The sequence below is a fragment of the Bifidobacterium moukalabense DSM 27321 genome, assembly GCF_000522505.1.
GTDB classification, from domain to species: Bacteria; Actinomycetota; Actinomycetes; order Actinomycetales; family Bifidobacteriaceae; genus Bifidobacterium; species Bifidobacterium moukalabense.
This window is the reverse complement of the sequence record NZ_AZMV01000002.1, coordinates 355,738-382,038: the sequence shown is the minus strand read 5'-3', so window position 1 is coordinate 382,038 and position 26,301 is coordinate 355,738. Positions and strand designations below refer to the sequence as shown.

The window sequence follows — 26,301 nt, the reverse complement described above, 5'->3', positions numbered from 1 at the left end:
ATATATACGTGAGGAGAAAGTCATGAAGGGTATCATTCTGGCGGGCGGTTCCGGAACCCGTCTATACCCGCTTACCACGGTTACATCGAAGCAGCTGCTGCCGGTGTACGACAAGCCGATGATTTACTATCCGCTCAGCGTGCTCATGATGGCGGGCATCCGCGATATCCTGATCATCTCCACGCCGAAGGATCTGCCGAATTTCGAAAAGCTCTTGGGAGACGGCTCGCATTACGGCGTGAACTTCTCCTACAAGGTGCAACCCAGCCCGGACGGCCTGGCACAGGCGTTCCTGCTGGGGGAGGAGTTCATCGACGGTGAACCGTGTGCGCTCGTGCTGGGAGACAACATCTTCTACGGCAACGGTCTGGGTGCCACGTTGCGTGGCGCGGTACGCAAGGCGGAGTCCGGTGAGGGCGCAAGCGTGTTCGGCTACTATGTGGACGATCCGGAACGTTACGGCGTGGTCGAGTTCGACGAGAACAAGAAGGCCATCTCGATTGAGGAGAAGCCGGCCCGGCCGAAATCGCATTACGCGGTGACGGGCCTGTACTTCTACGACGAACGCGTGGTCGATTTCGCTAAACAGGTCAGGCCGAGCTCCCGTGGCGAACTGGAAATCACGGATTTGAACCGCATGTATCTTGATGCGGGCGCATTGAACGTGCGTACGCTGGGCCGCGGATATGCATGGTTGGACACGGGCACGATGGATTCGCTGTTCGAAGCGGGTGAGTTCGTACGTACGGTCCAGCATGCGCAGGGTCTGCCGATTGCCATCGTGGAGGAGATCGCCTACGAAAACGGGTGGATCAGCCGCGAACAGCTCATGGAATCCGCCGAGCGTTACGGCAAGAGCCCGTACGGCCAGCATCTGCAAGGCATCGCCGACGGTGAGATCATGCTCGTGCCCAACATCGACAAACGGTGAATTTGCCCCGAATTCGAGGGGTGCTCTAAATGGGACTTTGATTTACACGCATAAGATGAAGAGTTCAGTGGTTTCTGCAGAGGACACTAACGCTCAGCAGGTTGTCGTACCGCAAGGGCAAAAGGCACTGACCGAACGTTGTTCAATCTCCCGCCGATCGGCGGGAGATTTTTCATGTTCCTCCCTAGCGTATTGGGAATGGCGGAATATAGACTAGTGACTTTAGAACCCGGCAAGTTTGCAGCCAATAGTCGGTATATATGCAGAATTGAGGATACATGGGAAACGATGAGCATGACTCCAAGCCCGTCGAGGGCATATTGGACAGCGGCTCCCGTGATATCGTCGATACCCTCTGGGATATTCCGCCGCTGAGCTTTCCCGAGTCGGAGCCCATTGCCGAAGAGCCATTCCCCACAGGCAGAAGGGTTGTTTCCTCCAGCGGCAAAGACGAATCTGACACGAGCGCCGGAGATACGGCCGTTCTGACCGCTGCGCCTCCCGCCGCTGAAACCGCGGGCGTTGCCGGTACTGCGGATGCTTCCGAAACCGTGCCGTTGGCGAATCTGCGCAGCATCGTGGACGCACCATCCACCATTCCGCTGTTCGATATGCCGTCCGTCAGCAACACCGCGGATGCCGCGACCAAGGTGGCCGACCCCATCGAAGACATCTCCAAGGATCCGGAACATGATCCGTTGAAACTCGTTCCGGCCACGCCGAAAGAATCCCATACCAAGCAAATCATCGCAGGAGTGGTCGCGGCGATCGTTGTGGTGGTGGCGGTGATCGGTCTGCTCCTGTGGCACAACCGCCAGACCTCACAGGAACGTCGTGCGGCCGTCACCACATGCGAGCGGGCTGAGAAAAAGTATGATTCTGCCAATACAAGCATGGCTGCGGCACTGAAGAAGGCGACCGCATTGCAGGATACTACCGCCAGTCAGGTGATGGATGCACAGACGCTGACGAAGCTCAATGATGCGATCGCCGATGCGTAAAACATGAAGACCGTAGGCGGCTGCGAGGCGTCACAGTCCGACTCGGTATTGCGCCAGCATGCCCGTTCGATGAGCAAGCAACTCAGCGGCATCAAGGAGAACACCAAAGCGTTGACTTCGGCAACCACGGCCGTGACCGACAGCAAGGCCGCCAAAACGAAGCAGGACGCCATCGACCAAGCACGCACGAATCTGCGGAATGCCATCGATACCGCACAGGAACTGCTGGATGGCAGCCTGTACAAGGTGGCCGACAATGCCACGCGCGTGGCATTGGAAAACGCCATCAGCACCGCACAGGCACTGATCGATGGCAACAGCACGGACACCAAGGCCATGCAGAACGCCGTCAGCGGCATAACCACCGCCTCCGATGGCGTGAACGCCTCCATCGCCGCACAGAACCAGGCCAACGCCCAGTCGCAGACCAATACCAATACGAATGGTGGCACGAATACCTACAGGCGTGGATCTACCACGACCGTGCCTGATCCGTCGTCACCCAAAACCACCGAATCCGAATCGCCTTCGCCAAGCGCCACCAAAACGCCGACGGATAACGAGACGACGAATAACCAACTTTCGGGCTCCAGCGAACAGCCGAAACCAGGCGTGTCCACTGACACACCCAAAGGGGGTACTTCCGAGCAGAGTGAATAAGTTCTTCCACTCACGCGTCTGAAAGCCTCAGTGCGCAGGAGGTGTATATCGCCGACGTGCTATCACGTGATTCCGAGATGCTGCATGGCATGTCTCTGGCCATCGAATCCTTGGGTATGGAATTGGCGTTGTCAGTATCGTTGGCCGACATCAGCTGCCATCGTCTCTACCTGCGCAATACCGCGGAACAGCCCGTGCTGCTGGCGAGTCTGCCGTAGTACACCAATTCCGCATACGTGATTAAACGCGTGCTTGACATCATTTGCTCGGTGGTTGCACTGGTCGTGTTCTCCCCGTTGATGCTGGGCGTGGCCATCGCCATCAAATTGGATGACGGAGGTCCGGTATTGTTCTCGCAGACCCGTATCGGGGTGCATGGTCGGCCGTTCAAGATGTATAAATTCCGTTCCATGGTTACCAACGCCGAAGTGTTGAAGCAAAAGCTTGCGGAAGAAAATGGCCAGTCCGATCGTTTTATTTTCAAAATGAAGAACGATCCGCGCATCACCCGAGTCGGTCATTTTATTCGAAAGACCTCGCTGGATGAATTTCCCCAATTCTTCAACGTCCTGAAGGGAGACATGTCGCTGGTGGGGCCGCGCCTCGCACTGCCCGAGGAAGTGGCGCGTTACGGATCGCTGTATTCGGCGCGACTGCTGGTCAAGCCCGGCATCACCGGACCGTGGCAGGTTTCCGGGCGTTCCGATCTTTCCCAGGAGCAAAGCGAGTATTTGGATGTCTCCTACATCGAGAATTGGTCCATTACGGGTGATCTGGCCATTCTCGCAAAAACGGTGCTGGTGGTGTTCCGTGGAACGGGATCGTATTAGGTCTAAAAATAAATCCTATTCGAATTTGAATTACCGTTATCAAGCAGTACACTGAATATGAAATTTGTTTGCAACTGTTTTTTCGAATAGGAGTAAAACATGTCGGTATTACAAGGGTTTGAGGAAGTCAATATGACTGCGCCGCGCGGCAAGCTTACCATGCTGGTCACCAATGATGTGGTACGTTTCAACAAGGCGACTGCGATCGCGCTCGGATACCCGGCGTATGTCAAGTTGCTGATCAACGACAAGACCAGGCAGTTCGCCGTCAAGCCGTGCAAGCAGTCCGACGCCAATGCCGTGAAGTTCAGCAAACCGGAAGGCAAGCAGACCGCCTCCGTGAACATCAAAGACGCCGTGGTTCTTGACTCCGTGCTCAAGTATTTCAACTTCGACGAGGTTCAGGAGGGGCAGGTGGCCTACCAGTCCATGCAGGGCACCTTCTATTCCGAGGAACGCGTGGCGATGTTCTCCGTGGCTGATGCCAAGGCGGGTGTGATGAAGAAGCGTGGCCGCAAGAAGGCCGAATCGGAGGAAGCCTGACGTTCGATTTCGCTGTCTGATTATCTGACAGCCGAAACGTCTTTGGCGACGGAGCCTTACTGGATCGAGTCGTAGCCCGACAGTGCCGGACCGAAAAACGGGTCATGGCATATCGGGTGCGACTCGATTTACTTTTTTAGACGTTTTGCGGCGCAAATAAGGCGCCGGAAGCGACGTAATTATGATTTCCACTCTTCAAACGGAGAAATGACGGGTGATTCATTATTTTCACCCTGCCTTGTGGATATATCTTATTTTCGGGGGGATGTGTGTGTACGATAATAATCGTTACATGCTTGCCGTATCCCGAAATGATTTATGAGATAGGGTAGAGAAAAGGTGTCGTACGGGGAGAGGAGGGGCCATCTTGAGTGTTGCTGTGGGCGTGAGAACGCAGAGACAGATGAACGATCTGAGACAAAGCCAATTGTCGCGGGTGCTGTATTGGCGTTTCTTCCTCAACCTGGGTCTGATGCTGTGCGACGCGGTGATGTTCATCCTAGCCGGTGTCGCCGTGTTGAACATGCGTGGCGAGATGGGCCATCTGCAAGCCGATCGCCTGGATTTTCAGTTCGACGGCATCATCAATGACATGCTGTACATGGTGGGCGCGGCGCTGGCGTGGATCATCGGCCTGTACTACGCGGGCGTGTATCACCGTCATGTGATGGGCGACGGCTACCAGCTGAACCTGCTGTTGTTCAAAGGCATGGTGTTCAGCTGGATTGTACTATGCGCGGTGAATTTCGTAATCAAACTGAACCTGACGCTTGGCGGCCTGACATTGACGGTGCTCGTCGGCTGGCTGTTCACCATGGTGGAGCGTGTGGTCTCGCGTGCGCTGATCACACAGGGGCGGCGCAAAGGCGCGTATTCGTACGGCACCGTGCTGGTCGGTTCGCCGGAAGGCATCGGCAGGACGTTGCGCTTCCTGCGCAAGCGCCAGCAGCTCAACTACCGTCCGGTGGCGGTATGCCCGATTCGTATGGACCAGGATGGCCGTATCGTCGCCGATTCCGACGCGGATGCGATGCGGCGGCAGATCGAAGACAATTGGCAGGAGAACATTCCGGTCATTCAGTACAGTGACCGCTATCTGGCTGAAATCATGGTGGATATGGGCGCGCAGACGGTGATGATCTCGGATGTGCTGTACCGTTCATCGGACAATTTCAATACATTCTCGGTACGCATGGAATCGCTGGGATTGGAGATCGCCCTGATTGCGTCCGCGGCCGACACCGCAGGCCACGAGACCACAGTGCGCTCCATCCAGGGCAACACCGTGATCACCATGCGGCTGCCGCAGTACACACCGGCAATGCACATCGCCAAACGCGCATTCGACCTGGTCGTCTCCTTCATCGCGATTCTGTTGTCGCTGATCATCACTGTGCCGGTGGCTGTCGCCATCAAACTGACTGACGGCGGACCGATTTTCTACACGCAGACGCGCATCGGCCGGCGTAGCAAGCCGTTCAGGATGATCAAATTCCGTTCCATGGTCACGAATGCCGATGAGCTGAAGGCCAAGCTGGCCGAACAGACCGGTCAGGAGGATCGCTTCATCTTCAAGATGAAGGATGATCCAAGAATCACGAAAGTCGGCCATTTCATCCGACGCTTTTCCATCGACGAGCTGCCGCAGTTCCTCAACGTGTTCGTAGGCGACATGAGCGTGGTCGGGCCGCGTCCGCCGTTACCGGAGGAGTACGAGCGTTACAACCAGCTGTATGCCACACGGATGCTTGTCAAACCCGGCATCACCGGACCGTGGCAGGTATCCGGCCGTTCCGACTTGAGCGCCGAGGAATCCGAGGCGTTGGATGTGAGTTACGTGCAGAACTGGTCCGTGCTGGGTGACGTGGTGCTGTTGTTCCGCACCGTCGGTGCCGTGCTCAGCCATAAGGGTGCATACTAAAGAGATGAATGAGGGGGATTTTCGATCTTTAGATAGGGGTCTGCTCTTGTCAGAGTTGTCGGTAAGATAGCCTACGAAGGACTGAGCGTCTCTCGGCGAATAGGGTGGATTGACCGCTTCGGTGTGAGAATGAGAGGGAACATGACTATATCGGACGTGCTGAGAGCCATCAAGAAGCACTGGGTTGTGGAAATAGTACTGTTCTGCGCGGTGGTGGGTGTTGTCGCGGGGAAGACGTTCACCACCATACCGGTATATACGGCGAGCACTGAGGTATTGGCGCAACGTGGTTCTTCGCTGTCCAGCGAAGACACGGCCACCACGGGACAGCAGTACTCGAACGACACGTCGTTGACCAGCCTGTACCCGAATCTTGTACAGTCCGATGAAGTATTGCAATCCACCATAGACAACCTGGGACTCCATACCACGACATCGCAGTTGCGCTCCAACGTTTCGGCGGTGTCTAGCGATACCTCGTCCATCGTCTATGTCTATGCCACGGATTCCGATCCGAAACAAGCCGTGCGTATCGTCAATGAGCTGGTGAAGCAGCTGAAGAAGCAAGCCGATACGATGGCAGGTACCGATGCGAATGTCTCCTTTGCTGTTATCCAGGCGCCAGTGGAGCCTAGCTCCGCCTCCTCCCCGAACGTGAAGGCGAACCTCGCCATCGGCATTGTCGCAGGATTGGTCATCGCGATGTTGGGTGCCATTATCCGTGAAATGCTTGATAAAGGCGTCAATGGCGTTGCTGATGTGCAATCCATCGTTCGTAATCCTGTGCTTGCCTCCGTGCCGAAGACTCACATAATGTCCGATGGCGCTCCTGCCGTCATCACCAAGCCCCGGGATCGTGCGGCAGAGGAAATCCGCCGTCTGACCACGAATATTTCCTTCGTCACTCCGAAGGATTTGAACCAGTCGAATGTCATCATCGTCACCTCCGCCAGCCCTCGAGAGGGCAAGACCACGATATCGGTGAACATAGCTGCTTCGTTCGCCGAAAAGGGCAAGAGCGTGCTGCTTATCGGCGCTGATGTGCGTCATCCATCCTTGGCCTCCGCCTTGGGGCTGAACAGCGGTATTGGTCTGGTCTCACTGCTGGCCGGCGAGGTTTCCGCCAAGGAAGCCATCCAGCCGTACTGGAAATCCTTCCTGCATGTGTTGCCCTCGGAGGAGCAGAAGACACCGTCCGGCATCATTCTGGGATCCGATGCCATGCGTCAGCTGATTGAGCAGGCCGCCGAACGTTACGACTATGTCATCATCGATACCGCTCCCATGACCGTAGCCAACGACGCCGCCGTATTCGCGGAACGGGGTGGCATGCTGCTATTGGTCGTGGGCCAGGGCGTCGCACAGAAGAAGGCATTGCGTGAAGTGGTGAAGGAATTCCGTATGTCCAAGACCGCCATCCGTGGCGTGGTATTGAATATGGTTTCAATGGACAACGCCGGCCGTTCCGACCATTACTACTACGAAGCCCACGAAGATGGCCCTTCCTCCAAGAAGAAGTCCAAGTCGCGTGCCACTCACTCCAAGAAATAAGAGCAGTTTGCATAACTGGCCCGTATCTGCGTAGTAAGGGGATTCCGATGGTGGTGGTGAAGCTATGGTACCGGTTTACCGGGGTACTGTTGAAGTTCCTCTATAAGGTCATTTACGGCAAATCCATCCGCTGGGGCAAATCATTGCACTTCCGTAAAGGACTGCAGCTGACCGCCGAGATGGGCGGCACCATCACCATCGGAGACCATGTCTTCTTTAACAACGATTGTGCGGTGCATGCCATCGAGGAGATCCATATCGGCAGCGAAACGATTTTCGGTGAGAACGTACGCGTGTACGATCACAACCACCGTTTCGCCGACGAGGAGGAAGCCATCAAGGGCCAAGGCTATTCCACCGCACCGGTGGTAATCGGCGAGCATTGCTGGATCGGCAGCAACGTGACGATTCTCAAGGGCGCCACCATTGGAGACAACTGTGTGATCGGCGCCGGATGTGTGATAGCCGAGAACGTTCCCTCCGATACCGTGGTCCGTTTGGACCAGCGGCTGATCAAGGAAGAGGTCCGTCATGGCTGAGGATACCCCGCTTCGAGTGCTGGTGCTTGACACGGTGATGGACCGTGGCGGTGCCGAAACCATGATGATGAACTATCTGCGCCATTTTGATCGCAGCAAGGTCATCTATGATTTCCTGGTAAACCGCGACTACCGTGCGGCCTACGAGGATGAGATCGAAGCGCTTGGCGGGCGCATCTACCGCATGTGCCCGATGTACCCGCAGTATTTCGAACGTTACAAGCGTGAATTCCGCAATTTCCTGGAACAACATCCGGAATACCGGCTCATCCATTCGAACCTCGAGGAACGTAGCTATTTTCCGTTGCGGATCGCGGCCGAAAAGGGCATTCCGGTCCGTATTGCGCACGCGCATAACCGTCCGGTCGGTTTCAACCTGAAATCCATCTTCCGCGAATACTTCCGCATGCGCCTGCCGAAGTATGTGACGCACATGTTCGCATGCGGCACGGAAGCGGGGGATTGGCTGTTCAACGAGAAGAACCGTGGCAAGGTAATTCAGCAGCGCAACGCCATCGACACGGCGGCCTACAGGTATGATTCGGCCATCGCCGCGCAGGTGCGCGAGCAATTCGGCGTCACCGATCCGAGTACCTTCGTACTCGGCCATGTGGGGCGGTTCTTTCCACAGAAGAATCATACGTTTCTGATCGATATTTTCGCCGAAGTGCATAAACGGCATCCGAACAGCGTGCTGTGGCTCGTGGGCGGCGGCGAGCTGAACGACGAGTTGAAGAACCAGATCACAGCCAAGGTGAATGAACTTGGTCTGGCCGATGCCGTGACGTTCCTTGGCGTGCGCACCGATGTGAATCGATTGCTCCAAGGCATGGATTCTTTCGTACTGCCGAGCCTGTATGAGGGCTTGCCGGTGACCATGATCGAGGCGCAGGCGTCCGGCCTGCCCTGCACCATTTCCGATCGCGTTCCCCTGCAGTGCGATGTGACGGGGAATGTGCAGGCAGTCGGGCTGAATGACACCCCTGAGGAATGGGCCAAACGGATTCTGGACCAGCATGCCGAATATGCCGGAACCGATCGCACGGAAGGTGCGGGCATGGTGACCAAGGCGGGATTCGACATCAAGGCCAATGCCGAATGGCTGCAAAGGTTCTATATGGACGCGTTGGCCGAATCCGCATGCGTTTGAGGTGATCACGATTCATGAGCAATGAGCTTGAGCTTGGGAATAAGGGCGATTGGTGGGAGAACCGTAACAAAAACGCTGTATTGGCCCTTATCTTCGTTGTGATGTTGGCGGCCAAACTGCTGACCATGATGCTTCCGGCAAAGTACTTCTACGACAATAACCGCATCGTCGGCATGGTCAATGAAGACATGAGCATGGAGGCTTGGGGTGGTTCCTATGTTGTCGCGGCGAACTTCTTCAGGGCTATCAATATCTTCGGTTTCACCTCCATCAGCCAGTGGAGCTGGTTCCTTGGCATGCTGCTGACCTTAGTCGTGTTTTTTATGGTGCTCAGGCTTCCTGAACTCGACATGGTGCAGACCATCTTTCTGCTGGCCTGCGTTGGCTTGCTGAATATCTATGTGTTCAACATCGGCAAGGATGCTATTCAGTTCCTGTTCTTCATGGCGGTGTATCTGGTGTTATTGATGCCAATCAAAAGCTCCGCTGTAAAGATTGCCTGTGCGGCGATAATCCTGTATTTCGAAAGTAAGGTATTCCGCTCGTATTATGTATTAATCGCCGCACTCGTGCTTGCCATTTACTGTATTCTGGCAGTGTTCCGCAGGAATCATAGGCTTCCTCCTGCGGTTAAGATCGTCATCACGACGGTAACGATGTATCTGTTGGTGTGCGTGATGATGGTGGTGGCGAGTGTAGCCATGCACAGTGAATACGAACAGATTATGGGTATCCGCGACTACAGTCTGAGCAGTCGAGAGGGTGACGTCGACAGCGTCACCATTATCAAGAACTGGGTTGGTGGAGATAATTCCACGAATCTGCCACTGTTCCTGCTGAATTATCTGATCAATGCGGTCCGCATGATGATTCCGTTCGAACTGGCGATCAAGGGCGTGCAATATCTACCGTTCTTCTGCTTCCAGGTCGCTGTGACCGTATACTTGGCGCACCTGTTCGGCAAACTCGACGAGATTGAGGATGAAACGCAGTTTCTGGCCATTTCGATTTTCCTGGGCTATGTGCTCGCATCCGCGCTGTTCGAACCGGATTTTGGTTCGTGGGTTCGCCACGAGGCGGCCACCTTCCCGGTGTTGCACCTACTGGTGTTCTCTCGCAATCAGCAGCTGGCACAGTGGAAACGAGACGTCGATAGGATCAAGGGACGCATCGGCAGGCATGCGAATGTGGTCGGAAAGATGGAGGCCTGATGCATATCGAGTTTTTCTCCGGTGACATTACTCGATCGGGTGGCACTGAAAACGTGTCCATCATGATCGCCAACGAGCTTTCGGCAAAAACCGATTATGAGATCTCATTCGTTAGCCTGTTCGAGGAGCATGATAGTCCGTTCTTCTCGATTGATCCGAATATTCGCCGATTCAAAATATACCCTACGGCCACACATGGCATTCAGCATTATTTTGATACCTGCCAGCGATTGCGGAATATCGTTGATGGCCAGCATGTCGATGTGCTGGTTGATATCGACGGCATCCTGGATATGTACTCGCTGCCGATCAAGCGTCGTACCGGCGTGAAGGTGGTGTCATGGGAACATTTCAACTACCTGCAGAATCCCGGCGTACCTTACCGCAAACTGACCCGTCGGTGGGCGGCACATCGTGCGGATGCCATCGTGACATTGACTGAAACCGACAGAAAGCTTTATGAAAGCAATCTCAAGCTGAAATGCCCGATCATGGCTATCGCGAATCCCATACTGCCTCCGACCGAGGCCTCCTACGATGCTGATTCCCACCTGATTCTCAGCTCCGGGCGGCTGACATATCAAAAAGGCTTCGATTTGCTGGTCGAGGTCGCAGGCAAGGTCTTGCCGAACCATCCGGATTGGCGGTGGGTGATTCTCGGAGAAGGTGAGGATAGGCCGATCCTGGAGCGAAGGATTCACGAGGCGAACCTGGATGACCGGCTGGTTCTCAAGGGACGGGTTGACGACATGGATTCGTATTACCGGCAGTCCGCCATGTTCGTGATGACATCCCGTTTCGAGGGGTTGCCAATGGTGTTGCTCGAAGCCAAGGCGCATCGTTTGCCGTTGATAAGTTTCGATTGCCCGACCGGACCGTCGGAAATCATTGAAGATGGCATCAACGGTACGGTCGTACCGTTGGGGGATACCGATGCCATGGTCACAGCCATCAACAAGCTGATTGACGACAGGACCAGACGTATCGAATATTCGGCCATGAGTGGCAGCAATGCTGAACGGTATGATATGGCGACGGTTCTTGATGGTTGGCGGCGGCTGTTGCGTTCATTCGATTTGAACGAAGGAGGATCTGACTGATGACGGATCAGACAGTGGTATCTGTGGTCATTCCCGTCTATGGAGTGGAACCGTACCTCGACCATTGCATACGGAGCGTGGTGGGGCAGGACTACGAATTATTGGATATCGTTTTGGTGGATGATGGTTCACCGGACGACTGTCCCCGGATGTGCGACGAGTGGGCTGCACGTGACTCCCGCATTCGTGTGGTTCATAAGAAGAACGGCGGCCTGGCATCGGCAAGGAATGCGGGACTGGACGTCATCGTTGGCGACGTGGTCACATTTGTGGACAGCGATGACTATGTGGAGCCGAACTATGTATCCGAACTGCTGCATTGGCACAAGCAAAGCGGCGCGGATGTGGTGATGTGCTCATGCATGCATGATTTGGAGGATGGCAGTATCGTTGCCGACAAGCGGAGTACGCCTGAAGGGGATGTGGACAGTGAAGAGGCCCTGATTCAGTTCCTTTATCATCTGTCATTGGCGGGGCCGGTATGGGGCAAAATGTTCGACGCTCGTTTTTTCAAAAACCAAGGCGTTCGCTTCCATGAAGGATTGAACAGTGAGGACTACTATGTGCTCGCGCAGGTCTTCCTGCAAATGAATAAGATCTTCGTGCGGGTGGAACCGCTATATCATTACCGCATCCGGCAAGGCTCCATCGTGCATATGGACTCGTTCAATGACCATTCATGTGATGAAATTCAAATTGCCGACCTGTGCTGTGACTACCTGGCCAGGCATGGATACCGCAACCGGAAAGCTTTGAATTACTTCCGCCTGCAAGGGCGTGCTGATGTGCTGTTCAACATCTTTCAGAGTGATGCCTCGCATGAGGTATATCGACGGATCGCACGTGACATGAGACGGCACCTCTGGCCGGTATTGCACGACGGGACGGTTCCGGTCTCAAGAAAAATCAAACATACACTGTTGTCCTTGGCGCCTATGTCATACCGCATGCTGCAGCGAGTGGTCGGAGACCGTTCATGAGTGCGGGCAATCCTTTGGTCAGCCTTATCGTGCCTGTGTATAACGCTGGCGATTATCTGAATGTCTGCGTCAACAGTCTGCTTCGGCAGACATATGCCAACATCCAAGTAATTCTGGTGGATGACGGTTCCACCGATGGCAGTGCCGACTTATGCAATGCGTGGGCCGACAAGGACTCCCGTGTCATGGTGATTCACCAAACTAACGTTGGCGTCTCCATGGCGAGAAATGCCGGCATCAATGCGGCGGATGGGGATTGGCTGGAGTTTGTGGACTCGGATGACTGGCTTGAAGCGGGAACCGTCGCGGAACTGCTTGGATTGGTTCACGACAAACATGCGCAGATGGCCATATTCAACTACCGGAGCGTATCTGTTGAGGATACTCCCGACACTGTGCAGGGGCGGTCGGCCGACTATCGGATCAAGGCCGGAATTCTTTCCAGGAAGGATGTATTGGATTGCATTCTTGCATATTCCGGGGTGAAAGGGTACGTGTGGAATAAATTTTTCTCGCGTGCACTAATTGAACAGGGAGATCTTCAGTTCGATTCGAGGATCAGCATGTGCGAAGACCTGCTGTTCAATGTGGAATATGCGCTGCTGCCCACAGTGACGGTAAGTACTGACCGGTGCCTGTACAACTACCGAAATAACCCCGAGTCCGTCTCTCATAGGGTGGATCTGGAGTCCATGGCGACCTGTCTGGAAGCGCATGAGCGCATGATGGCGATAGTCCCGCAGGAATCAAGGTCTTCGGTGGGGGCATCCTACGCCATTCTGGCGGAGGAGTTGTTGCTACGTACCTATGACGTCAGCGATGCGACACATCGTGACGAATGCGGGACGATTCTGCGCAAATACTGGTGGCATGCATTGAAGAGACAGCGGTCACCACGATATTGGGTGCGTATCCTCGGCGGAGCCTTGTGCCCGTCGTTGTTTTACCCTGTCTGGAAGCGTATGAAGGGAGGACGCTTTGACTGAGGCATCTCTTAAACGCATCGTTTTTTTTGTGTGGTCTTGGAGATGGCGGCATGGAGATTGCTCTGGTGCGTCTGCTGCGCGGATTGGACTACGGTCGGTTTTCAGTGACTTTGTTGACTCCTGAACGTGAGGGTCCTCTATTGAGGATGATTCCGGATCAGGTCACGGTCCGCCACTGCCATTTCACCTCAGATTTTGCGTACGGCATCGGACTCAATGATTTTTCCGACTGCACTGCGATTCAACGTGTCACATATCGATTCGGACGTAAGCTGCTGACGCTTGGCAGTGATGAACGACGCAATCTGGTATATGACTGTGCCGTTTCCCATATTGACGATTTGCCGAAGGAACATTTCGATGCGGTATTTGATTTTCGGGGTTACGGATCATTGACTACCACCATTGGAGCTCAATTGGATGCGGACTTCCATGCGATCTGGATGCATGACGAACGTATGGAGTGGCTGCCGTTGGCCATGCCGTATCTGAAATGCTATGACAAGGTATTCTGTGTATCCGAATCAGTGAAGCGTAGATTCGATGAGCTGGCGCCCGCATATGCGGACAAGGCCGAGGTGCTGTATAACGTGTTGGACGCAGATTGCATCAGGCGCAAGGCCTCCCAAGCGTTGCCCGACGATTTTGCCAAGCATTCCAACAAACTGGTCACATTGGGGCGCCTTCATTCACAGAAGGGCATCGATATCGCGGTGAAAGCCGCTGCGCGGCTGCGGCAGCAGGGAGTGGATTTCATTTGGCTGGTGTTTGGCGAAGGCGCTCAACGGGCCGAACTGGAAGCGATGATTCATTCATATGGACTTGAGCAATGCTTTGTTCTTAAGGGGCGTGTGGATAACCCCTACCCCTACATCAAGGCGGCTGACGTCTATGTGCAGCCATCCCGATACGAGGGGTATAGCCTTGCGTTGCAGGAGGCGCGGCTTGTAGCCAAGCCGATTGTCGCGTCTGATGTGCCGAGCTCTCGAGAGCAGATTATCGACGGACGTAATGGAATCCTGGTCCACCTTGACGAAACCGCATTGGCGGAAGGAATCAGCCGATTGCTTGGAGATCCGGTTTTGCGTGGCACCTTGACCGCCAATCTGCGCAACGAACGATTCGACTATGAAAGTCAGATGCAACGACTGTATTCGCTGATTGATAGTGCAGGGGAGGCATGATTATGGGACCACGGCCCATTCACATTCTCCAATGGGGTATGACAACCGGCTTGGGTGGTATTGAGACTTTTGTCATGAATGTGTACCGGCACATGGACCGGACCAAGGTGCAGTTTGATTTCTTGCAGGGTTATCATGACGGTCCGCTGCATTTTGAGGATGAGATCCAATCCATGGGAGGAACCATATACCGCGTTCTGGTGCCGCAACGGGATTCCTTGATTCGATCGCGCACGTGTCTACCGCGTTTTTTCCGGCACCACCCGGAGATCGCGGGGGTGCATATGCATGCGAATTTCCCCTACGCGTTGCCGTTGAAATACGCTCAACGTGCCGGTATCGGGTTACGTATTCTGCATTCCCATAACATCGAGGAATACCAGCATCGCGAAAACCCGTTGCGGGCGTTGCTGTGGGATATGCGCGGTCGCGCCATCGCCCGAGACATCGACCGATATCCCACGCATTATTTCGCCTGCTCGGATATGGCGGCGAATTTCATGTTTCCAAGTAAGCCATACACTTGGGTTCGTAATGGCATTGACACTGAGCGATTCGCCTATGACGCCGCCACTCGGGAACGACTACGCCGTGAGTTGGGATTCGCGGACCATACCTCGGTCATCGGATTCTGCGGGGGTTTGCGACCGCAGAAGAATCCGTTGTTTCTGCTGGAAGTATTTGAGCGGTATCACGCGATCAATCCGGATTCCGCGCTGATTCTGGTTGGTGAGGGCTTTTTGCGCGATGACATCGAACGGCGGATTGCCGACAGGGAACTGGATGGCTGTGTGCGACTGCTTGGCCAGCGCACTGATATTGCTGAACTCTACCAGGCCATGGACGCTTTCGTACTGCCTTCGGTGGCTGAAGGGTTGGGCATTGTGTACGTCGAAGCGCAATGTGCCGGTCTGCCTTGTCTCGGTTCCGCCGCCGTGGTGCCGGAATCCGCCCGGGTGTGTGAGCTCATGAGCTTCGAACGGTTGGAAAGTGGGCCAGAGGTTTGGGCGGAACGATTGGATGACATGATCAGCCATGCGGCTGAGCGGAGAGACCGGAGTGCCGAAGTGAAGGCCGCAGGATATGAAATGTTCGACGTGGCTGCCCAATTGCAGGAATTCTATATGAGGAACGGAAAGAGAGCGTGACCGTATTCCATAGCATTGCGCCAGTTGCCTCACCATGCAGGGATGTATATCTGCATGAATTCGGACGTGTGGCTATGAAGCGTTTCATTAGAACGTATCCGCTGCCAATATGACGTTGCTATGGAAGTGATATCTGTGATGAGGGAGTATGCGATGGATTTGGTGAGTGTCATTGTGCCCGTATATGGGGTGGAGCAGTATCTTGACCGATGCGTTCGTAGCGTGGTGAATCAGTCGTATCGTCATCTGGAGATTATTCTGGTGGATGATGGCAGTATGGACCGGTGTCCGGCGATATGCGATACGTGGGCCGGCAGAGACCCGCGTATTCGAGTGATTCATAAGTCCAATGGGGGTCTTTCCTCCGCTCGTAACGCTGGGTTGGACGTGGCTGGTGGCGAGTTCATCGCATTCGTGGATGGTGATGATTATGTGGATCCGGAGTATGTTTCCACCATGATTGGTGCCGTGCAGGATGTCCACGCTGATCTTGCCATGTGCTCCGTATTCCATGAGGATGCTGATGGCAATGCCATTGCCCAGATGGTTCCCGTTCATCGCAGGGAATATGCGCCGGTGACGGATGTACGAAGAACATGCCCGGGTATGGATTGCATGAGACAACGCGGCGATGAAAATGGTGCGGATAATGTAGTGGCTTGGAACAAGCTGTACCGCCGCTCGTTGTGGGAAGACATCCGATATCCCCTGGGAAAATTGCATGAGGACGAGTTCGTGACCTATAGAATCCTCGCTCGTGTGGGTATTGCGGTACTGTTGCCGGATCGTCTGTACCACTATGTTGAGCGTGCAGGCAGTATCATGCATACGAAATACACCCTGCGATCCCTCGATATCATCGAGGCATTGATCGGTAAAGTGCGTTTTCTGTTGGCCGAGGGCGTTACCGATTTGGTCCCTGTATTTTTCAGCCAGCTCAAGGACTCGATATATCGGGCAAGACAGTTAGATTGGTCGGACAAGCAGGTACGTATGAGATTGAAAGCACTGTTCCGGCTGTTCCGCACAATTCCATGGAGCATCATACGATACCTGCCCCTTAAGGACCAGGTCAACTATATAGGGACGCGCATCTGCCCATTCCTGTTCTGGAAACGCAAGACATACGGCGGCAAGAGCGTCGTGGAAGAGGATGCGCAATGAAGATTCATCGAGAGTCTTGGAGTTTTTTTCCATTGCATCAGTTTGTGCAGAAGTACCATTCTTTCCCGTTCTCCGAGCAGAAGAAGCAGGTCTGATGCGAATGTGAGCAATGCGGTTACTGCACATGCTAGTAGTAAACCAATCCAATTGGTTTGCGGAATATTCAGCATGGTATTGGCGAAGCTGCTGAGAATAATCGCCAGCATGGTGGAAGCGAGATATTGCGCATATACGGGGTAGAATCGCAGCCAAGACAGCCGTAGACAGATAGAGGCATATACGGGTACAACGGTGATGTTCGCAAGTATATCGATGAATTGTGGTACGGCTGCGACGGCATAGATGCCCCAATTGGAGAATTTGACACACACCAATGTGACGACAAGCGAGATGATGCCACATGCCAACCAGCTGAGAGAGTAATTGCGCAACCGATTCACCAACAAAGGCACCGCCTGCAACGTACTCGCTATGCCGGTGAAGAAAAAAACCGCTCAAAGTCAACATCATGAGCATATAGATCATGTGGGTGTCCTGACTAGGCTGCCATAGGGCGATGAAAGCCGAGCCGTTGATCAGCAGGGTCACCACGATAACGTTCGTGAACAATCCTGTGATGCGCATTCCTGTTTTGAGTTCATCCAGCAATGCATTGTGGTCGCCTTGCGCGTAGAGTCTGGTCTGTTCGGGAGAGAACAAACCGGAAATGGTGTTTGTAAGAGTTATGAGGGCATTGGGAACGACCTGGGCGATGGATAGGTAGCCCATATGCAATGGACTGATGGCTAGATTCGCGATAAGAAGGCTGAGCCCGTTTTGCAGGATCTGTTGCAGTTTGATCACGGTATTCCATATGCCACTGGACAGCATCGTCCATGTGGCACGAAGTGAAATGGCCTTCCATCTGATGCGCAGCTCAGGCGTGAGACGAATGGTGAACATGTAATTCAATATGGCCAACGTGAGCTGTGCCAAACAGGTGCCGAGTCCAACGAACAGCACGTAGGTAGGGAACAAAGCGAAGCACACCACCATGACGGTGATTCTGACCACGGAGAACGCGATGTTAGCCAAACTGGACAGATACAGCTTGTTTTTGATGAACGTTGCCACTGATAGCACGGATGACATTGTGGCCACTACGTAGTTGAGGTAGACAAAGCAGAATAGCCATTTGACATCGGTTACCAGATGGGGGGAAATACGAATGACGTGTTCAAGATTGATGATCAACGGGATGGCAATCGCGGTCGGCACCAAGGTCATGACGAGATTTGCGGCTAGAGCCGAAGAGAAATAGGCATCCGCCTTGCGTTTATCTCCCTGATGGTAGGCCACGGTGATGAAGCGGCCCGCAACGGAGTTCAACGCTATGGTAAATAATGTCGCATACCCCACCATGGTGTTGGCCAATCCTGTAAAGCCATAGGCTTCGGCTCCCACCCTGCCGACGATGAACGGCGTAATGGCGAATCCGATGCCCATGTTGACGACGAAGTTCACCAGAGAGGCTGTAAGGTTGATGACGAATTGCTTGTTTTTGTTCATAGGTGTTGCTGGCCAACTGCACCACGATGCGGACTGGTGATGGCAAATTATGCCGGTCGCGCCGTAGCTAATCTCGATAATACCGTTATTTATTATACGGTAGGATGAACTGCGACACGTTACATGCTTGACTGAATTTACGGTGTTTTAGGCGAGGAATGTGGATTAAGTGTTCGTGTCATATGTATTATCCATGGAGTAGGCTATGTAGGGAAAAGCACACTTGGGAGAGAGTTAAGGGCTTGAAGTTTCTTGTGGAAAGTCATGCTGTTGAATTCTGCGTATCAAGCGAGTTTTTGTAACCTGATGTTTATTTAATTGCAATGAATTTATTGTAAAAAAATAATGAAAAAAGGCGATGAGGGTATGGGTGCCGAAATAAAAAAAAGTTGAACGAAATATAAATATTGAGATACTGCGTATATTCTCGCTATTTTTGATATTTTTTTTGTCATTATCTATACTATAATTGTTCTGAATGCACTGGAAGTTTCCTTCGCATTTTAGTGTATTGGGCTGATAAGATAACCGGTCAGACTGGTGTTTGTTGTTTTCTGCTCATCACTGGCTACTTCATGGTCGATAAATCATTTAGGTTGTCTCGTGTAATTAAAACCGATATTCAAGTTATTGTCTATAGTTTATTATTATGTATAAGTTACTACTTATTGATGTTTATGCAAGCGTTCCCCGTTTCTATTATTTCGCATTGGAAAGGCTTGCCTGAGATTACCACTATCTTCCAATCTGTGTTTCCTGTATGGAATTCTGTGTATTGGTTTGCTACGGCTTATATATTCCTGTTGTTTATTTCTCCAGTGCTAAATATTCTTATTTCTCGTTTTTAGTGCTCGTCAGCATATGATGGTAATTCTTGGTCTTACAGCAGTAAGTATATGGCAATTGTTCTCCAAATTTTCGGCGTATTGGAATAATCTGCTGTATGTGGTAGTTATCTATATGATCGGTGCTTGGATTCGTTTATACGCGGATCGTATTCAAGTGTCTCACATAAGATTAAAAAATGAGTTGTGTGATTGGCGGCGCGGTGTTATTGCTGTTGCTTTTCTCAATGGAGTATGTGTCCAAAGGTTTTGTAGCGCAATGGTTTAAATGGTCTGGACACTCTATGCTCGGAGGTGTTCCTGTCCTTCCCATGGCTGTCGCAACGTGCATATTTTACGCTGTGGTGCGACGGCCTTCAAGATCTTGTGATATGCGAAGGCTGGCGCCGTTGATTGCTCCTGCAATGTTCGGAGTCTACTTGTTGCATGGCAATCAGGTTTTTGCCGCGACGTTCTGGTATGCGGTGAACTTGTGCATCCCATCGGTGACCGGTCCGGCGATGATAGCAGTCAATGGAGTGTCCGTCATTGTGTTGTTCATTGTCCTAACAGTGCTGTCTATGATGATCAATACCGTTCTGGTGACTCCGATCACCGGATTGGTGATGCGCTCTTCACTCATGCAACGGGTATCCCGCCGCGTTGACAATATGTGGAATTTCGATGTCAGATGATGCATTGGGAGGCGCGCCCAACGTCTCCCATGATGTTTTCTTGAGGTGGGGGAAACTGCCTTAGACCGAGTGCCTGCATCGATAGATATCATAGGTGCCGGAGGCATCCGTTACAGAACGAACAAATTGATATTTCGTGTCAAGTATGTCGTCGATTATTGGCGTCAGAGTGCCATACTGCTGCACCACGAGCATCTCGGTACGAGGCTGTGCGTAGGAATCAATGATTGTGGCTCGCAGATCATCGCTGAACTCGGCCTGCCAGTCCTGAAAAACCGCATAGGGGTAGGCAGGTTTCACATCGTTGAGTGTGTATGCCATCGCATTCATGTTGTAGAACGCTATGGATCCTTGGGATTGCTTTACCAATCGAGCGACCCAAGTGTTGTCGAATTCCGACCAGGTCGTGACCTGATAGGTGCGCATGCCGGCATAACCCAGTAATACGGCCGTCACGCATACCAGTGCCACGATGCGTGACACCTTATTACGTAGAAAGGCTGCGGCCGGTATCAGCACGGAGGGAAGAAAAACCACATCGATTACCGTGTAATGGAGATAGGACCCGGTCTGGATGGTGAACATCTTGAAGAACAAAGCAGCGAACATCATCGCACAAAGCACAAGGAAGATCGAGTAGCAGGTGATTGATGCATGTCGGATCAGGCGAATGATGCCTGCCAGCAACATGGCGAACGGCACTGCGAACACCAAGACAAGGGTTGAAAGATTGGGAATGCCTGCGGCGGCCAGGCCACCTGCATAGTGCAGGTTGTACAGTATCGTGCCGTACATGAACTCGTAGAATACGTCATGTGCGGCAAAATACACGGCAAACGGTATGAAGAACGTCGCCACCCCGGCCAGGAATCCCAGAATGCAAATGCCTAGATTGTTCCAAAGACGCCGTATGATCAATAGTGCGGTCAATACCAGCAGACCCACGCATACGCCTACGGCGTTACTGAGACGGGTCATAAAACACACACCAAATGCCAATCCATGGACATATGCCCATGAACTGGGGACCCGCCAAGCACCTTGGCCCGTGGGATGGCCCTGATAGGCGAACAGGGAACGCAACAGCAGCCATGCGCTTGCAGCCAGGAACGGCAGGCAGAACAACTCGGTCATATTCCATGATCCTGGCAGACATATCGCAATCCATAGCACGCAGATCCACAGCACCAGCATGCTGATAATGTATGAATAGATGGGTTTGCGATTGCCGGGATGGTGCTCATGACCATTCACTGTGCCGATGATCAACCAGAGAAGCCACATCGTGGCGAGTATGAAGACGCATTCGATAATGACGATGCCATAGCCGTTGCCGGTAAGTTTCCAACCAAGCATGTTGACGAAGAAAATGAACGGCCCCTTTTGATCCCAGATATCTCGGTAGGGCACGCCACCCTCTGCCCACACCTTGCCGACGAGCTGGAAGAAATCCTGATCAGGCATCAAGCGTAGATTTGCGGGATATAGCGGGGAAAAAACATCGAGTAGAAGAACGGCCATGACCGCGATACATGCATTGGCCAGTGCGCATACAAGCATCCGCTTGTGCGGCGTAAGGGCTGAAACTTTGGTGAAAGTCATGTGTTCTCCGATATGGCTTAATGTAGCGTCTTGGCTGGTATGCCAGCAATGGTGGTATTTTTTTTCCAGGATCGAACGTGTGACGACGGCTCCCGCTCCGATTCGAGTTCCATCGGCGATGGTTACATTGCCAATGACCGACGCGCCAACGCCGATGTCGATATTGTCGCCCAGCTGGGGAGCGGTAAAATCCGTCGCCGCGTTGCCAATGCAATTGGCACCGTGCAATACGCAGTTCTTACCGATGCGTGAATCTCCATTCACGACGATGTTGCCGTAATGGTAGATGCGAAGTCCTTCGTCGAAAACATTTTCGGAGATTTCAAATGCCGAGTCGGCTTCCTAAATAGTTCTTCTTTCTGCGTGCCAAAAGAAAGGCAAGAAAATGCAGTGGCGTCTTGTGGCGGTTGTTATATCGGTATTCGCATATACGCAGTCGCTTCTGGTATCGCCAGATCTGAACTCTTGGGTCGTTGGTGAGGTATGCGATGAGCGTGTCGCGGCGGTCGCCATATAGGTACGCGGTTTTTTCCAGGGATAGGAATCGCTGCAAGTCAGTTTTGGTCTGAATCACGGCGCGCCCCTCTTTGCAGATGCTCTGCATCTGTGGTCCTCTCTTTTTGCTGCTAAGGGGAATTATAAGGGGTCAGGGGAGACAAGTCCTTTGCGGGGATATCCTCTCGGATATGGCGGAACTGGAGGGATTGCCGCATTGCTTGTTTTCGTTGATGAGGGTTGTATATTAACCCTATCCGTACGGTGCGCCGTTCGCCGTTTCAGTTCAGATAGCTTTGCTGTACGCTGTCAAGCATGCATGCCGATGTGAACCTGTCGAGATAGGTGCCACGAACGGCATCAGGGGAAAACCCACCACCACGGGATCGCTCGGAGATGATGCGTTCCACCTGGCGTGCGCCGTCCTCCACATCCCCCACCTCGAACAGGTAGCCGTTCACGCCAGGTCTTACCACTTCGTTGCTGCCGGTCACATTCGTCGCCACGATCGGCACACCCGCACGCAATGACTCGACCAATGAATACGGCAGTCCTTCATACAGTGAGGTCAGCAGGTATACGTCGAACGCCGTGACGATACGTTCCGCATCATCACGGTAGCCGAGCAGGTGCACGTGGTCGGCAAGGCCGTTGCTTTCGACGAACCTCGCCACATCATCCTGCAGGTCTCCATCACCCACGCAAACGAAATGCACGCGCGGATTATGCTCGACCACCATCTTGGCGACCTTCACAAATGTCATCGGGTCCTTCTGCGCGGCCAGGCGCACGGTCGAACCGACTACGATCGAGTCCTGCGGCAAGCCGGACAATCCCAGCGCCCGCAACGCTTCATCGTGCGAAGGCAATTCAATATCGGGAATGCCGTTATAGACGACCTTGAACTTATTCGGATTGTCGATCCCATACCTCAATGCGATATCACACTCGCCGGCGGAAACGTTGAACGTACGGGTGGTGAGCAGGTGGCTGAACATTCGCTCGAGCATCACGAACAGCAGTTTTTTGGACTCGGAAAATTCCCAAGCCTGGAATGAGTAGGCGTGAGGTGTGTAGAATACCTTCGCCACATGGCTGCCAATGATTGCGGAGCGGCCGATGATGCCCGCTTTCGAGCTATGGCAGTGCAGAATATCGGGCTTGATCTGCTTGATGAGCTCATGTACGCGCAACCATGCTCTGATGTCGTTCGATGCGGAAATATCCCGGGTCAGTTCGGGGATGGGGATGAGTGTCGCATGCTTTTCCATCTCGGGCAGGGCCTTGCGGTAATAATCATCAAGTCGGTCTGTCCCGTAGGCGACCGTCACGTCGAACCTGTCGTGGTCGATGCCGTTGACGATATCCACGACGTTACGACCGCAACCGCCCATAGCCTCTTGGACTATGAGCAGCTTCTTCTTGGCCGTGATCATGCTTTCCCCTCGAATTGTTTTCTGAAACCCACATACGTTAGGGTGGTGCCAACACCCTCTCACATACGTATAATACTCTTATCCAGGCACGTCTGTCTCTCCCCTAAACATACTTGCCCGCTCCCCTAAATATGTCCGTCGGATGTTTACTGGTCTCCCCCTTTGTGGCACGGCATCCGTATAATGTGCGAGAGGACAGTGGAAATTTTAGAAGGGAATACCGGAGTATGTCGGGAAATGAGTTCGGGGAATGGCCAGAAGTGCATGCTCCAAGTGGAAATCACGGTGCGGGTACCGCGAGGACTTATGATTTTCCCCTAACCGAAGAGGACCGGCTCGCCGAAGAGGACGTTTCCAGGGGACTCTCGGTTGGTAATATCGGAGGTTCAATAGCAGAAGTGAAGCCGAAGGGATTCGTATACCGGCATCGCCGCGAGCTGGTCGGTACCGCTGCGATCGCCGTGGTCGCCACGGTGGTGACGGGCCTTGCGCTCAACTTCCGTCAACATGTCGACAGCCAGGAGGTGCTGAGCTCCTGCCAACAGTCCGTCGATATCTATCATTCCAATACGGAACGTTTGAAGAAGACCATCGACGGCGCGGCCGACGATCTGTTGATCGCAAAGAACCAGGTACAGGATCCACAGACAGTGGCTGACCTGCGCGCCGCAGTCGACAAGGGCAATGAAAAGACCAAGCTCACCGCCGGCTGCGACGCGTCAGCCTCAGCCGAGGACAACCAGGCCAGCGATGAAAGCATCACCGAGGCCACCCGCAAGTTGGGGGACAAGGTCGAAGCCATTCTGAGTGCCAAGACCGCAGTGGAGCGTTCAAAAAACGCCCGCGATGTCGCCGTGGCGAAGGCCGAGCTGGTCAACAAGGTCAATGATGGCCAGAACGTGCTCGGTACCGTGCATTCCAACGACCTGAACGCCCGCCAGGATTTGTTCGCGGCGTTGAACGATGCCCAGCAGACGGCGACCACGTCCGCTTCCGCCGATCCGAACGTATACATCAATCAGCTTAAGATGCTTCAGAAGGCCATTGACGAATTCAGCGCGACAGGCATTTCCGAGTAACCGTGGGATCATGCCGCTTGACGTAAGGTGACCGGATCCGTGGCCGGTATACGAAAAGTCCCGTACGCGCGGACGTACGGGACTTGCGCTTTTTTGAGATCGGAACCCGTGTGACGTATGGTTCCATGCGCCACACGGGTTCCGAATCAGTAGCACTTGTGGGCGAGCCAGTAGCTGTAGGCTCCCTGAATGGAACCGTAGCGTGAGGCGCAATAACCCCAGAACCACTTGAGCTGGGTCTGATAGTTGGTGGCCCAGTCGGAACCGGCGCTGACCATCTTGCTGCCGGGCAACGCCTGCGGCAGGCCGTATGCGCCGGAACTCGGGTTCGTGGCGGACACGTTCCAGCCGGATTCATGCGAGATGATGTACACGGTCGCGGTGAAATCGGCTTCGGTATAGCCGTTGGAAATCAGATAGTCATGAGCCCACTGCTGCATGTCGCCGGCCGGTACGGTGGTGCCGACCGAAGCGGTGCTGCTGGACGAAGAGGAGGACGACGACGATGATGTGGACGTGGAGCCGGTGCCGACGAGCACCACCTTGTCGACCGGGGCCTTCTTCACATACGAGCTGATCATGTTCGAGGAGACGACGGTGTCACCGGAACGGGTCACGAGGTTCGTGGATTCCATCACGCCCTCTTCGCCCTCGGTCTCGACCTTCTCCTGACCCTTCGGCAGTGAGGAGGTCTCCTTCTTTACGACATTGAACGCGATCGACGAGTCGGCGACCTCGACGGAGGCGCCTGCACGGTTGACGGTGATCACGGTCTTCTCGTCGACCTTGGTGGTCAGCGACGGGGAGACCGTGTCTTCCGGTTCAAGCGTGATGTTGCCGGCTTCCAGCACGGACTTGACATTGGTGAAGTTGGTGCCCGGCACCACGCGGGACTTGCCGTTGATCTTCACGGTGACATATGAGGTGTCGCCGCCAAGCGCCTCACGGGCGTTGCCGCGGGACGCCTCGGCATCGGTGGCGGAGTAGGCGGTGACGCGTGCGGTCGGTTCCGCCTGGGTGGATGACGCATAGAAATTATGCGAAACAATGCCACCGGTAGCCAGCAGCCCCACCGCCGCAACCGTTGCGACGATCTTCACGCACTGGGACCTGTTCGGCAGGCTCAGGGTAAACGGACGGCCATGCTTGCTGTGGTTAGCCATTCTGCTCCTAAAAAGCGACTTCATGTGCCTCGACGAATTCGGATTCTGCGCGCGGCCGCAAGGGCTTCGCCGGAATGCGCACATCTAAAAGAGCATTTTACCCCAAGCGCTCGATCATCAGGAATCGGAGCCGGCACTCACATCCAACGCCTTGGCCTGGCCGATCAGATCGTCCAGATCGGAGGCGCGCAGGGCACCGGCCTGCTGGAACACGATCTGCTGCTTCTTGACGACCATCAGCGTCGGAACGGCCTGCACCTTGGCCGCCTGCGCAAGATCGGGATTCTGGTCGATGTCCACCTTGGCGAAGTAGATGTCGGGATTCGCCTCGCTCGCCTTCTCGAAGGTTGGGCCGAACGCGCGGCACGGACCGCACCAGGTGGCCCAGAAATCCACGAACACGAGATCATTGCCTTCGATGACCTCGTTGAAGTTCTCAGAGGTGACTGCATGCGTTGCCATAGCTGCTCCTTACATTCGTGTGTGTGCAGTATATAACCCGCGGCATTCGCCATGCATTCCATTGTCCGCTATGGGAGGAACGGCAAAACGCTTGAACG

At 53.8% G+C, this 26,301-nt stretch carries 22 protein-coding genes and 1 pseudogene; 18 read left to right on the top strand and 5 right to left on the bottom strand.

Annotated elements, in window-relative coordinates; all coding sequences use genetic code 11:
• Positions 1 to 22: 22 nt before the first annotated feature.
• The 17 genes and pseudogenes from rfbA to BMOU_RS11185 all read left to right on the top strand — a co-directional run bounded on the left by rfbA (position 23) and on the right by BMOU_RS11185 (position 19,966).
• Entirely contained in the window at positions 23 to 931 is a 909-nt protein-coding gene (gene rfbA, locus BMOU_RS03590; protein WP_034874938.1) for a glucose-1-phosphate thymidylyltransferase RfbA, read from the top strand.
• A 278-nt stretch (positions 932 to 1,209) separates the two neighbouring features.
• Positions 1,210 to 1,932: a hypothetical protein gene (locus BMOU_RS11515; protein WP_235143684.1), complete on the top strand. Its 723-nt coding sequence runs from the start codon at positions 1,210 to 1,212 to the stop codon at positions 1,930 to 1,932.
• Positions 1,933 to 1,935: 3 nt separating this feature from the next.
• Positions 1,936 to 2,592 carry a hypothetical protein gene (locus tag BMOU_RS11510; RefSeq protein ID WP_235143683.1) on the top strand — a complete coding sequence of 219 codons (657 nt, stop codon included), beginning with the start codon at positions 1,936 to 1,938 and terminating at the stop codon, positions 2,590 to 2,592.
• Between the two features lie 32 nt (positions 2,593 to 2,624).
• Positions 2,625 to 3,422 (top strand): annotated as a pseudogene (locus BMOU_RS03580) (sugar transferase); the annotation flags it as partial.
• A 99-nt stretch (positions 3,423 to 3,521) separates the two neighbouring features.
• The gene (locus BMOU_RS03575) at positions 3,522 to 3,965 is read left to right on the top strand and encodes a hypothetical protein (protein WP_034874936.1); all 444 of its coding nucleotides are present in this window, start codon (positions 3,522 to 3,524) and stop codon (positions 3,963 to 3,965) included.
• 403 nt (positions 3,966 to 4,368) lie between these two features.
• Entirely contained in the window at positions 4,369 to 5,886 is a 1,518-nt protein-coding gene (locus BMOU_RS03570; protein ID WP_034874934.1) for a sugar transferase, read from the top strand.
• A 141-nt stretch (positions 5,887 to 6,027) separates the two neighbouring features.
• Entirely contained in the window at positions 6,028 to 7,437 is a 1,410-nt protein-coding gene (locus tag BMOU_RS03565; RefSeq protein WP_235143682.1) for a polysaccharide biosynthesis tyrosine autokinase, read from the top strand.
• Positions 7,438 to 7,484: 47 nt separating this feature from the next.
• Complete coding sequence (locus BMOU_RS03560; protein WP_034874930.1) at positions 7,485 to 7,976, top strand: acyltransferase; 492 nt, start codon at positions 7,485 to 7,487, stop codon at positions 7,974 to 7,976.
• The gene (locus BMOU_RS03555; RefSeq protein WP_034874928.1) at positions 7,969 to 9,126 is read left to right on the top strand and encodes a glycosyltransferase family 1 protein; all 1,158 of its coding nucleotides are present in this window, start codon (positions 7,969 to 7,971) and stop codon (positions 9,124 to 9,126) included. The genes BMOU_RS03560 and BMOU_RS03555 overlap by 8 nt, the downstream gene beginning before the upstream one ends.
• Positions 9,127 to 9,140: 14 nt before the next feature.
• Complete coding sequence (locus BMOU_RS03550; RefSeq protein ID WP_034874925.1) at positions 9,141 to 10,337, top strand: hypothetical protein; 1,197 nt, start codon at positions 9,141 to 9,143, stop codon at positions 10,335 to 10,337.
• Positions 10,337 to 11,437, top strand: a complete 1,101-nt coding sequence (locus BMOU_RS03545; protein ID WP_034874924.1) for a glycosyltransferase family 4 protein — start codon at positions 10,337 to 10,339, stop codon at positions 11,435 to 11,437. The genes BMOU_RS03550 and BMOU_RS03545 overlap by 1 nt, the downstream gene beginning before the upstream one ends.
• Complete coding sequence (locus BMOU_RS03540) at positions 11,437 to 12,417, top strand: glycosyltransferase family 2 protein (protein ID WP_034874922.1); 981 nt, start codon at positions 11,437 to 11,439, stop codon at positions 12,415 to 12,417. The genes BMOU_RS03545 and BMOU_RS03540 overlap by 1 nt, the downstream gene beginning before the upstream one ends.
• The gene (locus tag BMOU_RS03535) at positions 12,414 to 13,403 is read left to right on the top strand and encodes a glycosyltransferase (RefSeq protein WP_034874920.1); all 990 of its coding nucleotides are present in this window, start codon (positions 12,414 to 12,416) and stop codon (positions 13,401 to 13,403) included. The genes BMOU_RS03540 and BMOU_RS03535 overlap by 4 nt, the downstream gene beginning before the upstream one ends.
• 50 nt (positions 13,404 to 13,453) lie before the next feature.
• A complete protein-coding gene (locus BMOU_RS11505) occupies positions 13,454 to 14,587 on the top strand; it encodes a glycosyltransferase (RefSeq protein ID WP_081738474.1) in 1,134 nt (377 codons plus the stop codon).
• A gap of 38 nt (positions 14,588 to 14,625) precedes the next feature.
• Positions 14,626 to 15,735, top strand: coding sequence for a glycosyltransferase (locus BMOU_RS03520; RefSeq protein WP_235143681.1), 1,110 nt, complete (start codon positions 14,626 to 14,628; stop codon positions 15,733 to 15,735).
• Between the two features lie 153 nt (positions 15,736 to 15,888).
• A complete protein-coding gene (locus BMOU_RS10930) occupies positions 15,889 to 16,899 on the top strand; it encodes a glycosyltransferase family 2 protein (RefSeq protein ID WP_235143680.1) in 1,011 nt (336 codons plus the stop codon).
• A gap of 2,572 nt (positions 16,900 to 19,471) precedes the next feature.
• Positions 19,472 to 19,966, top strand: coding sequence for a hypothetical protein (locus BMOU_RS11185; RefSeq protein WP_152535079.1), 495 nt, complete (start codon positions 19,472 to 19,474; stop codon positions 19,964 to 19,966).
• A 60-nt stretch (positions 19,967 to 20,026) separates the two neighbouring features.
• Here BMOU_RS11185 and BMOU_RS03500 read toward each other — a convergent pair whose 3' ends face one another.
• The 3 genes from BMOU_RS03500 to BMOU_RS03485 all read right to left on the bottom strand — a co-directional run bounded on the left by BMOU_RS03500 (position 20,027) and on the right by BMOU_RS03485 (position 23,499).
• Positions 20,027 to 21,832, bottom strand: coding sequence for a hypothetical protein (locus BMOU_RS03500; RefSeq protein ID WP_235143679.1), 1,806 nt, complete (start codon positions 21,830 to 21,832; stop codon positions 20,027 to 20,029).
• 58 nt (positions 21,833 to 21,890) lie between these two features.
• The gene (locus BMOU_RS03490) at positions 21,891 to 22,172 is read right to left on the bottom strand and encodes a hypothetical protein (protein ID WP_034874911.1); all 282 of its coding nucleotides are present in this window, start codon (positions 22,170 to 22,172) and stop codon (positions 21,891 to 21,893) included.
• Positions 22,173 to 22,344: 172 nt separating this feature from the next.
• Positions 22,345 to 23,499: a glycosyltransferase gene (locus tag BMOU_RS03485; RefSeq protein WP_034874909.1), complete on the bottom strand. Its 1,155-nt coding sequence runs from the start codon at positions 23,497 to 23,499 to the stop codon at positions 22,345 to 22,347.
• A gap of 398 nt (positions 23,500 to 23,897) precedes the next feature.
• On the opposite strand from BMOU_RS03485, the gene BMOU_RS03480 reads away from it, so the two are divergent.
• Entirely contained in the window at positions 23,898 to 24,578 is a 681-nt protein-coding gene (locus BMOU_RS03480) for a hypothetical protein (protein ID WP_235143678.1), read from the top strand.
• 146 nt (positions 24,579 to 24,724) lie between these two features.
• Here the strand turns inward: BMOU_RS03480 and BMOU_RS03475 are convergent, their stop codons facing one another.
• Positions 24,725 to 25,741 (bottom strand): aggregation-promoting factor C-terminal-like domain-containing protein, encoded by a 1,017-nt coding sequence (locus tag BMOU_RS03475; protein ID WP_034874905.1) that lies wholly within the window; start codon positions 25,739 to 25,741, stop codon positions 24,725 to 24,727.
• Positions 25,742 to 25,858: 117 nt separating this feature from the next.
• The gene (trxA, locus tag BMOU_RS03470; RefSeq protein ID WP_034874903.1) at positions 25,859 to 26,203 is read right to left on the bottom strand and encodes a thioredoxin; all 345 of its coding nucleotides are present in this window, start codon (positions 26,201 to 26,203) and stop codon (positions 25,859 to 25,861) included.
• Between the last annotated feature and the right edge of the window lie 98 nt (positions 26,204 to 26,301).